Raw genomic sequence first — 11,889 nt, 5'->3', positions numbered from 1 at the left:
CCTCTGGAACATCGCTGGCCTTCTTACTCCAGTCTGCTGTAGCCACGTCGCATACCTCCGAGATCAGGGTGTTGCGACGACCAGTTGAATCCGCCCTGACTTCCCCTGTCGGAGTGCACCACGGTGGCCGTGGGCTTCCGCCGGTTCACCGCATCCTCGAGCGCGGCGACCGCCAAGGAGGCTTTCATGCGGGAATCGATCGAATAGCCGACGATCCGATTGGAGAACAGGTCCTTGACCGCGCAGAGGTAGATCTTGCCTTCGGCAGTGCGGTGCTCGGTGATGTCGGTGAGCCAGATCGTGTTCGGTGCACCGGTGGCGAACACCCGTTTCACCAAGTCGTCGTGGACAGGTGGGCCGGCCTTTCTGGTCAGTCCTCTCTTCCTGGAGAACACCGAGAAGATTCGCTCCTGGGCGCACAACCGGGCCACACGGTTCTCCCCAGCGGTGATCCCGCGGTCGGGGAGTTCGTCGGCGATGAAGCGGTACCCGAACGCCGGGTCGTCGGCATGGATGTCGCGGGCGGCGTCGATCAGATGCGCATTGTCCCAATCCCGTTGTGATACCGGGTCTTTGCGCCATTTGTAGAACGCTTGAGTGGAGAATCCGAGCACCCGGCAGGTCACCGTGACAGGAATCTTGTCCGCGGCAAGGTCGAGGACCAGCGGGTACATCATTTTGGGTTGATGTCCTTCGAGAGGTAGGCCACCGCTCTGCGCATCACCTCCGCTTCCTGCTCGAGCAAGCGGATCCGTTTGCGGGCCTCCTTGAGCTCGTCGGTGGCCGACGCGCTGTCGTCCGGACGGACCCCGTCCGCGATGTCGGCGAGCTTGAGCCAGCGATGCAGGCAGGTCTCGGAGATTCCGAAGTCCTGCGCGACCTGACGGATCGGCGCCTCGCCCTTACGGGCGACCGCGACGACATCGGCCCGGAACTCCGGAGTGAATGCTTTCGGCACGAGGATCATCCTTCCACCGTGCGGAACGATCCGCACAGATCAGATGTCAACCGAACCGGGGGCAGTCCCCTCACCCTCGCCGGCAACCACCCCGACGACCTCGACACCTGGCTGTGCATCACCGACCTGCACGACCGACCCCTCCACCTCGGCCGAAGCCGCCGCACCGCCAACACCGACCAGCGCCTCGCCCTGTTCGCCACCGACCACGGCTGCACCTTCCCCGGCTGCACCGCCCCCGCCACCCGCACCCAGGTCCACCACGTCACCGACTGGGCCGACGGTGGCACCACCGACATCGAGTACCTCACCTACGCCTGCGACCGCCACCACCGACAGATCCACACCGGACCCCTCGGCTGGGCCACCACCACCGCCCCACCCGGACACCGCTACGCCGGCCGCACCCTCTGGCACCCACCCGCCCTCGCCGACCCCACCAGAGAAGGCCGCGTCAACCACCACTTCCACCCCGGCGACCTCCTCCGCGACCCCGACCCCGACCCCGGAAGCAGCTGATCCCGAGACGCAGAACACCCCGAACCGCAATGCGGTTCGGGGTGCTCGTCGTGCCTTGCTATGCCCGCTGGCCGGCGAGGACGGCCAGTGCGGCCAGCCACTTCTGCGCCAACGCGTCCACCTCGTCCGCATCGAACACGTCCGGCGGGAACGACAGGAACGCCTTGATGCGCGATCCGGTCTCGTCGGTCTCGGCCATGGACTGGATGTCCAACTCGGCCTGCGCCGGCATGCGATTGCGCGCCACGTCGGTCAGGTCCGGGGTGTCGAAGTCCGGCAACCAGGCCGATCCCCGCAACTCCTCCGGCACGCCCGTCTCGGCCACGCGTCCGATGTAGTTGAACACGATCTGCGGTTCCGCGAACCCCCGCAGCACCGCCGCGGAATCCTCGTCGAGATACCGCAGCATGCCGTAGCCGATGCCGTGGTCGGGCACATCAGCGAAGCTCGCCCGCGTCCGCGCCACCACGTCGTCGCCGCCCGATCGACCGTCGACGATCGCCGCCGGATCGAGGCCCGCCAGATCCACCCGAGCCGGGTACATCGTGGTGAACCAGCCGACGGTCCGAGCCAGGTCGGATCCGGGAACCACGGACTCCTCGCGCCCGTGACCCTCGAGGGTCAGCAGCGGCGCGGCCGCCGTGTCCCCTCGCTCGGCCCGCCACGCCGCCACCGCGACGGACAACGCCGCGACCAGCATCTCGGCGGTGGTGGCGGACTCCACCCCACGCGGCGCGAGAAGCGTCTCGGACAGCTCGTCCGGGACGACGACCGTGGTCCGGGTCAGTCGATCCGCCGTGTCCACGGCCGGGTCGAGGCGACGACGGCCCAGAGTCGGATCGTCCGATTCCAGCACCGATCGCCAGTAGCCCAGCTCCCCGCGGCGATCCGACGCCCGACGCACCAACTCGGTGCTCCAGGTCCGCCAGGAGGTGTCGACGGGAGCGAGGCTCGGGGCCTGTCCCGACGACACGGCCACACCGGCGGTGACCAGATCGGTGACGAGGATGCGCCACGACACCGAGTCGATCACCAGGTGGTGCGGGAGGACCAGCAGTCGACCTGCTGCGGCGTCGTCCTCGGGAGCGAACCACAGCAGTTCGAGCATGTCGCCGCGTTCGGGGTCGAGCCTCGACAGGGCGGCGTCGAACTCGCGCCGCAGCACGTCCGCGTACCCGTCGGTGCCCGGCTCGGACCCGGCCGCCAACGGGATCCGGCGGATACGCGAGGCCAGGTCGTACTCCGTCGCCGGCGGCACCACCAGGGCATGATCCGCGACGTTCACCCGCGCCCGCAGCACGTCGTGACGCTCGATCACCGCGGACAGGACCGCGGTCAGCGCGTCGCCGGTGACCCCCGCGGGCAACGTGAGCATGAGCGGCATGACGAAGCCCGACCAGTCACCGCCGCGCTCGACCATCTTCTCCGCGACGGGCGAGAGCGGAGCGACACCCACGCCGTCGTCCGCGACCGTCCGCGTGGTGGTCCCACGCGAGTCGACCGCCGCGGCAATCGCGGACACCGTCCGCAGCTCGAACACCTCGCGCGCCGTGAACGCGACACCCGCGGCTCGGGCCCGTGCGACCAGCTGCATCGAGACGATGGAGTCACCGCCGAGGTCGAAGAAGGAGTCGTCGGCACCGACCTGTTCGACGCCGAGCACCTCGGCCACGACACCCGCCACGGTGACCTCGGTCGGCGTGGACGGCGCGCGGTACTGCCCGCCGGACAGCTCCCGCACCGGCAGCGCACGCCGGTCGGTCTTGCCGCTCGCCGTCGACGGGAACGAGTCCAGGACGGTGACGACATCGGGAACCATGTAGCCGGGCAGCACCCGCGCCGCCGCGTCGGTCACCGACTGCGCATCCACCGTGGCACCGGCACGCGGCACCACGTACCCGGCGAGGACCGAGGCCGCCCCGATCTGGTGCACCACCACCGCGGCCTGCGCCACGTCGGGATGACCGGCGAGCACCGATTCGATCTCCTCGAGCTCGACCCGCAGACCGCGCAGCTTGACCTGGAAGTCGACGCGCCCGACGAACTCGAGATCGCCGTCGTCGGTCCACCGCACCAGGTCGCCGGTGCGGTAGAGGCGCTCACCCGCACCGCCGAACGGATCGGCGACGAAGCGTTCCGACGTGAGGTCGGCGCGCCCCGCGTAGCCGCGGGCCAGCTGTGCACCGGCGAGATACAGCTCGCCGGCGGCGCCGGGAGCGACGGGACGCATCCGGTGGTCGAGCACCCGCGCGGTGACGTTCCACGCCGGGTGTCCGATCGGCATCGCCGGCCCGGCGACGTCGGCCCGGGTCCCGTCGGTGGTCACAGCGTCGAAACTGGTCGCGTCGACGGTCACCTCGGTGGGGCCGTAGAGATTGACCACCCGCGCGTCGGTCACACGTCGGACCCGCTCGGTGAGCGCGACGGTCAGTGCCTCACCGCCGGAGAACACGGTGCGCAGCGAGCGCAGGGTGTCCGATCCGAGCTCGGCCGCCGCGTCGACGAAGAGCGCCAGCACCGACGGCACGAACTGCACCACGGTGACTCCACGGTCCGCGACCGTCCGCGCCATGTACGCCGGATCGCGGTGACCGTCCGGCTCGGCGACGACGGTGCGTGCACCGACCACGAACGGCGCGAACAACTCCCACACCGACGCGTCGAAGGTGTACGGCGTCTTCTGCAGCACCACGTCGGACTCGTCGAGCGCGAACTCGTCGATCAGCCAGAGCAGCTGATTGACCAGCGCACCCTGCGTGACCTCGACGCCCTTCGGCACACCGGTCGATCCGGAGGTGAAGAGCACGTACGCCAGGGAGTCCGGCCGCACGGCCCCGCGTCGATCGGCGTCGGTCACCGGCGCGTCGGACCGCCCGTCGGACAGCGTGGCGACGTCGACGTAGTCGACGCCGGCGATACCTGCGGTCCCGGCAGCGGCGATCACGCAGCGCGGCGACGAGGCGTCGAGCACCGCGCGGGTGCGTGCCTCCGGGTTGTCCGGATCGATCGGCACGTATGCCGCCCCGGCGGTCGCGACGGCGGCGAGCGCCACCATCAGATCGACCGAGCGCGGCAGCGAGATTCCGACGCGGTCGTCGGGCCCGACGCCGCGATCCACGAGACCGCGGGCCACCCGGGCAACGCGGGCGCCGAACTCGGCGTACGTCAGCGACTCGCCGGCGAACTCGACCGCCACGGAATCGGGCGACTGCCGCACACGATCGGCCAGCAGGTCGGCCACGGTCGTCGTCGGGACGTCCCGGCGCGTGTCGTTCCACGTCTCGAGCACGGCCCGACGCTCGTCGGCCGACAGAACGTCGATCTCACCGACGGACGCCGACCCGCGGGACGCGACGGCCTCGAGGATGTGTCCCAGTCGTGCGGCGATCGCGGCCACCCGAGCCTCATCGAGGATCGCGGGCACGTACTTCAGCGTCACGTGCAGCGCCGAGTCGGTGTGCGCGAGCACGGTGAGCGGGTAGTGCGAGGCGTCCTCGACGTCGGCGCCGGCGAACTGCATGCCGTCGATGTCGGTGGTCTCGTCGATCCCGGCGCTCTCGATCGGATAGGACTCGAACACCGTCAGGGTGTCGAACAGACCCGCCGTGCCCACCGCCTGCTGGATGCGCGGCAGCCCCAGGAAGTGGTGCTCGATCAGGTCGGCCTGCTCGGACTGGATGCGTTCGAGCAGCGCGTGGATCGACTCGTCCTCGTCGAGGCGCACCCGCACCGGGATGGTGGTGATGAACAGCCCGAGCATCGACTCGATGCCGCTGATCTCCGGCGGACGACCGGACACGGTGGCGCCGAAGACGACGTCCTCGGACGCGACGGTGCGAGCGAGCAGGATGCCCCACGCGGCCTGCACGATGGTGTTCATCGTGACGCCGCGCTCGCGAGCGACCGAGGACAGCGCGTCGGAGACCCCGTCGGGTAGCACAACGTCGAGCTCGGCGGGGACCACGTCGGCACCCTCGGCCGGGAGGTTCGGCGCGAGCAGCGTGGGCTCGTCGAGTCCGTCCAGCGCGTGGGTCCAGGCCGTGGTGGCCGCCGCGAAGTCCCGCTCCGACAGCCACGTCAGGAAGTCCTTGTACGGCCGCACGCGCGGCAGCACCGAGCCGTCGCCGCGGGCGGCGTACAGCACGATCAGGTCCTTGAGCATCAGCGGCATCGACCAGCCGTCGAGCAGGATGTGGTGGTTGCTCACCGAGAAGACGTACGACGACGGGCCGGTCGTGATCATGAGGAACCGCATGAGCGGCGGCGCCGCGAGATCGAACCGGGCGACGCGGTGCTCGTGCAGCAGGGCGGCGACCGTCTCGTCGCGGGTCGACGGGTCGGCGTCGGTGAGATCGACGGTCCGGAAGTCGATGTCGCGCACCGGGTCGTCGAGGTCGACGACCACCTGCACCATCGCCCCGTCCGCGTCGGTGACGAACCCGGCCCGCAGGTGCGGATGCCGCTGGATCAGCGCCGCGGCGGCCGACCGCATGCGGTCGATGTCCACTGCGCCGGTCAGACGCAACGCGACCTGAGCGGTGTAGACGTCGGTTCCGGCACCGGCCGTCCCCTCCTCGCCCGCGAGAACCGAGTGGAAGAGCATGCCCTCCTGCAGCGGCGCGAGCGACCACACGTCCGACAGTCGCGGATACCGCGACTCGAGCCGGTCGAGGACCGGCTGCGTCACCGACACCAGCGGAACGTCGGACGGCGTGAGCCCACCGGCGTCGGGACGACGTGCGTGCTCGGCCAGCGCCGTCGCCGCGGCGACGAACAGATCCGCGAGTCGACGCGCGTCGGCATCCGGCAGCACGCCCGTCGCGTGGGCGAACGAGGCGGTGAGCACCGGACCCGACGCGGTGTCGGAGGTCGCGGCGTTGATCGACAGCACCGCCGGAACCACCATGCCGGGATCCTGCGCGCCACCGAGCTGTCCGCCGTCGGACGCGGGCTGCCAGCCGAACGCCGCGTACTGCTCGGCATCCGACCCGGACGGCCCGGAGACCCGACCGAGGTAGTTGAACCCGATCTCCGGTGACGGCAGGGCTGCCAGGTCGTCGGCCGTGGCGGTGTTCAGGTGGCGGAGCAGCCCGTACCCGATGCCGCGCTCGGGCACCGCGAGCAGCTGCTCCTTGACGGCCTTGATCGCCGCACCGGCGGCGGGTCCGCCGCGCAGTGCGTCGTCGAGGTCGGCGTCGGTGACGTCGAGACGCACGGGGTAGAGCGTCGTGAACCAACCCACGGTCCGGCCGAGCTCGGCGGAACGGCCGACGGCGTCCTCCTCGCGCCCGTGGCCCTCGAGATCGAGGGTCACCGCACCCGAGTCCTGTCCGCGCTCTCGACGCCAGGCGCCGACGGCCAGGGCCAGCGCGGTCAGGAGTGCGTCGTTGACGCCGCCTCGGTAGGCCTCGGGCAGCGGTCCGAGAAGGGCCTCGGTGACCGGGACGGGCAGCTCGATCTCGAACCGTTCCGTCGTCGACACCGTGTCCACCGTCGGATCCATCGGCCGCGATCCCAGCTGCGGGCCGGCGTCGGCGAGCACCGATCGCCAGTACGGGAGCTCGGCGACGCGGGACTCCGACGCGGCCTCCTCGACCAGCGCGTGCGCCCACGTGCGCATCGAGGTGCCGACGGCGGTGAGCGACGGCTCCTGGTCGCTGGTGACCTGCGCCCAGGCGGTCGCGAAGTCGGGCACGAGAACGCGCCAGGAGACACCGTCGACCACCAGGTGGTGGATCAGGATCAGCAGGCGGCCGGTGCCGCCGGCCTCACCGGACGCGGGATCGAACCAGACGATCTGCACCATCCGACCGTCGGCGGGCGAGAGCCGCGACGCCGCTCGGTCGAGCTCGGCCTCGGCCAGCGCGACGAACTCGTCGCTACCCGGCGCCACGTCGGTCGCAACGCGAGTGACCACGTCGGCCGGGTCGATCGAGCCGGCCGGCAGGACCTCGAGCGTGTCGACGCCGAGCCGGGTGCGCAGCTGGTCGTGGTGGTCCAGGACGGCCGCGACGGTGCGATGCAGCGGGTCGGCGGCAACGCCCTCGGGGAGGGTGAGGAAGACGGCCTGCGAGAACCGGTCGTACTCGCGTCGGGTGTCCACCAGCCAGCGCATGATCGGGGTGAGCGGCATCGTGCCGACGCCCCCACCCTCGATCTCGGCCAACGTCTCACCGGCGACGGCGTCGTCGGCGAGGGTCGCGACCTCGGCGAGAGCCGCGACGGTCCGCCGCTCGAACACGTCGCGGGCGCGGAAGAGCACACCGGCGGCCTTCGCCCTGGTGACCAGCTGAATCGAGACGATGCTGTCGCCGCCGAGGCCGAAGAACGAGTCGTCGACACCGACGCGCTCGAGCCCGAGCACCTCGGCGAACAGACCGGCGAGGGTCTCCTCCATCGGTGTCGCGGGCGCGCGGTACGAATCCTCGGCCGAGGTGAAGACCGGCTCGGGCAGGGCGCGGCGGTCGAGCTTGCCCGCGGGGGTCAGCGGCACGCTGTCCAGGACGACGATCGACGACGGCACCATGTAGCCGGGCAGCGACGCGCCGACGTGCTCGGCCAACGCCGAGACGTCGACCGTGCGGCCACGCACGGGCAGCACGTAGGAGACCAGGACCGTCTGCCCGGTGTGCGATCGCTTGTGCCCGACGGTGACGGCGAAGTCGACGTCGTCGTGCCGGCCGAGGACCGAGTCGATCTCGCCCAGTTCGATGCGGTAGCCGCGCACCTTGACTTGGAAGTCGCTGCGCCCCACGTACTCGAGGTCGGCGGTACCGGACTCGGTGCCCGCGTCGACCCAGCGGACGACGTCGCCCGTGCGGTACATCCGCGCACCGGGTTCGCCGAACGGCGCGGCGACGAACCGCTCGGCCGTGAGCGACTCGCGATCGTGGTAGCCGCGCGCCACGGACGGACCGGCGACGTACAACTCACCGGGCACGCCGACGGGGACGGGCTGCAGACGCTCGTCCAACACCGCGAGCTCGACGCCGCGCGTCGGGCCACCGATGGTGACCGGGCGATCCGGTGACATCGGGATCGACGACGTGCTCCAGATGGTCGCCTCGCTGGGCCCGTACAGGTTGAACATCTTCCGGCCGGGCGCCCAGCGACGCATGACCTCGGGCGGGCACGCCTCGCCGGCGACGGCGAGGACGGCCAACTCGTCGAGACCCGACGGGTCGACGGTGGTCAGTGCCGCCGGGGTGACGAAGGCGTGGGTGACGTGGGCCCCGCGCAGCAGGTGCACGAGGTCCTCGCCGCCGATGATCGACGTCGGCGCGATCACCATGGTCGACGCCGCGGCGACGGCCATGAGGATCTCGAAGACCGACGCGTCGAAGCTCGGGGACGCGAAGTGCAGCACCCGCGCGTCGGCGGTGAGGCCCATCCGCTCGCGCTGTTCGACGACAACGTTGGCCAGGCCCGTGTGCGTGACCACGACGCCCTTGGGTCGGCCGGTCGAGCCGGACGTGTAGATCATGTACGCGGCGTCGGTCAGGCGCGTCGGGCGCGACGGTGCGACGAGCGGGTCGGCGGCGTCGATCTCGGCGACGACGGCGGGGTCGTCGACGGCGATCCAGCGCACCGTGTCGGGCAGGGAGTTCACCGACGCGGCCAGGGTCAGACCGACGGTGGTGCCGGAGTCGGCGACCATGTACTCGATGCGGTCGGAGGGGTAGCCCGGGTCGACGGGCACCACGGCGCCGCCGGCCTTCGCGACGGCCCAGAACGCCACCACCGAGTGGATCGAGCGCGGCAGCGCGGACGCCACCACGGTCTCCGCACTCACGCCGCGGTCGACGAGGAGTCGCGCGAGACGTCCTGCGCGCGCGTCGAGTTCGCGGTAGGTGACGCGCTCGTCGCCCAGCATCACCGCGATACCGTCGGGATTCGCGGCCACCGAGTCGGCCAGCAGCTCGGCGAGGGTGCGCGGGTCGGCGTTCTCCGGCCCGCGGACCGGCAGCAGCGCGCGCCGCTCGGCCGGATCGAGCAGGTCGATGTCGCCCACGGCGACGGTCGGGTCGGCGACGACGGCCTCGAACAGCCACACCAGACGCTCGCCGAGGCGGGCGACGGTCGCGGCGTCGAACAGGTCGGTGGCGTAGGTGATGACGGCGTCGATGCCGGCCGGGGACCGGTCCTCCCCCACGTTCTCGGCCAGCGAGAGCTGCAGGTCGAACTTCGAGGTGCCGGTGCCGCCCTCGAGTCCCTCGACGGTGAGGCCGGGGAGCTCGAGCCGCGCCTGCTGGTTGTTCTGCAGTGCCAGCGCCACCTGGAACAGCGGCGAGTGCGCCGTGGACCGCTCGGTAGCGATCACCTCGACCAGCCGCTCGAACGGGATGTCCGTGTGGGTGAACGCCGCCAGGTCGGTGCTGCGGACGCGGGCCAGCAGGTCGCGGAACGACTCCGCCGGGTCGATCTGCGTGCGCAGCACGAGGGTGTTGACGAACATGCCGACGACGTCGTCGAGCTTCTCGTCCGGGCGGCCCGCGATGGCGGTGCCGACGGCGATGTCGTCGGTGGTCGAGGAGCGCGCGAGCAGCACCGCGAGCACGGCGTGCACCACCATGAACAGCGACGCGTTGTTCCGGCGCGCCAGATCGTCCAGTGCCGCTTGCAGTTCCGCGGGGATGGTGAAGGTGTGGTCGGCGCCGCGCATCGACTGCGTGGCGGGCCGCAGGCGGTCGGTGGGCAGGTCGATCGCGTCCGGAAGGCCGTCGAGTTCTCGCGTCCAGAACCGGAGTTGGCGTGCGGCGAGGGATTCCGGGTCGCTCTCGTCGCCGAGCAGCTCGCGCTGCCACAGGGCGTAGTCCGCGTACTGCACGGCCATCGGCGACCAGGTCGGCTCACCGCCACCGACTCGAGATCCGTAGGCCAGCATGATGTCTCGCGCGAGCGGGGCCATCGAGGCGCCGTCGGCGGAGACGTGGTGCACGACGAGCACCAGCACGTGGTCCTCGGGCCCCGCGGCGAGCAGGCCGGCGCGCACGGGCACGCGCTGCGCGACGTCGAAGCCACCGGTGACCAGCTCGGTCACCCGGGCCAGGATCGCGCCGTGATCGGCGAGGTGCTCGACCTCGACGTCGGTCAGCACACCCTGCTCGGCGAGACCGGCGGTGGTGAGGATGCGCTGCACCGGACCGTCGCCGTCGTCCGGGTAGTAGGTGCGCAGCGACTCGTGCCGGTCGATCACGTCCTCGACGGCGGCACGCAGGGCGTCGACGTCGAGAGTGCCGGTGAGCCGGATGACCATCGGGATGTTGTACGCGGCCGACGTGGTGTCGAACTGGTTGACGAACCACATCCGAGACTGCGCCGTGGACAGCGGGATTCGGGCGGGGCGGTGCTGCGCGGTCAGGGCCGGTCGGGCCGTGCCCGCGCCGTCCCGGTGTTCGGCGCGCGACGCCAGACCACCGACGGTGGGGGCCTCGAACAGCTCGCGCACACCGAGATCGACTCCGAGGGCCTCGTTGATACGTGCGACCACCCGCGTGGCGCTGAGGGAGTTGCCGCCGAGCGCGAAGAAGCTGTCGTCCAGACCGACGCGGTCGGTGCCGAGCACGTCCGCGAACACCGACGCCACCACGTCCTCGACGGGCGTGCGCGGGGCGCGGTACTCGCCGCCGCCGAGCTCGAACTCGGGCTCCGGCAACGCCTTCCGATCCAGTTTGCCGTTGACGTTGAGCGGCATCGCGTCGAGGACGACGACGGTGGCGGGCACCATGTACGTCGGCACCCGCGACCCCACGAATGCGAGCAGTGCCGTGGTGTCGACGACGGCGCCGGCGCGCGGCACCACGTAGCCCACCAGCTGATCGCCGGTGCGCTGGTCACCGCGGACCGCCACGACGGCGGACTCGACGTCGTCGTGGGCGAGCAGGGCCCGCTCGATCTCCTCGAGCTCGATGCGGAAGCCGCGCACCTTGACCTGGAAGTCGCTGCGGCCCACGTAGAGCAACTCCGAGCGGCCCGATCCGTCGGTCGATCGGCTCCAGCGCACGAGGTCGCCGGTGCGGTACATCCGGGTCCCGGTCGCGCCGAGTCCGGCCGCGAACGGATCCGCGACGAAGCGTTCGCTCGTGAGGTCGGGTCGGCCGACGTAGCCGCGGGCCAACTGATCGCCCGCGAGATAGAGCTCACCCGTGACCCCGACCGGCACCGGATGCAGACGGTCGTCGAGCACGTAGACGCGACTGTTCCACTCGGGACGTCCGATGGGAACGGACGAGTACGCCGCCGTGTCGGTCGGCGACACCGGGTGGTGCGTGATCGACACAGCCGCCTCCGTGGGTCCGTACAGGTTGTGGAGCTCGACCCGCTGCTCGCGGTCGTCCGACCCGTCACCGAACACCTCGAACACGCGCCGCGCGGTGTCCGGTGTCAGCGCCTCGCCGATCGCGAGGATCCGG

At 71.1% G+C, this 11,889-nt stretch carries 2 protein-coding genes and 1 pseudogene (1 of these 3 running past the window's edge); 1 reads left to right on the top strand and 2 read right to left on the bottom strand.

The window, feature by feature from the left end; translation table 11 throughout:
• Positions 1-95: 95 nt before the first annotated feature.
• Positions 96-967: pseudogene (locus BMZ18_RS10495) on the bottom strand (IS3 family transposase); the annotation flags it as partial.
• Between the two features lie 9 nt (positions 968-976).
• On the opposite strand from BMZ18_RS10495, the gene BMZ18_RS10485 reads away from it, so the two are divergent.
• Positions 977-1,477: an HNH endonuclease signature motif containing protein gene (locus tag BMZ18_RS10485; protein ID WP_074922148.1), complete on the top strand. Its 501-nt coding sequence runs from the start codon at positions 977-979 to the stop codon at positions 1,475-1,477.
• Positions 1,478-1,535: 58 nt separating this feature from the next.
• On the opposite strand, the gene BMZ18_RS10480 is transcribed toward BMZ18_RS10485, so the two are convergent.
• On the bottom strand, positions 1,536-11,889 hold the 3' end of the coding sequence (locus tag BMZ18_RS10480) for a non-ribosomal peptide synthase/polyketide synthase (protein ID WP_244516485.1). 23,777 nt of this gene lie beyond the right edge of the window; 10,354 of the gene's 34,131 nt are visible here — the last part of the coding sequence; its start codon lies off the right edge, out of view; the stop codon is at positions 1,536-1,538.

Origin of the sequence: Rhodococcoides kroppenstedtii, assembly GCF_900111805.1 — a bacterium.
GTDB classification, from domain to species: domain Bacteria; phylum Actinomycetota; class Actinomycetes; order Mycobacteriales; family Mycobacteriaceae; genus Rhodococcoides; species Rhodococcoides kroppenstedtii.
Note: the sequence above shows the minus strand (reverse complement) of the source record. Positions and strands in the feature narration are given on the sequence as shown.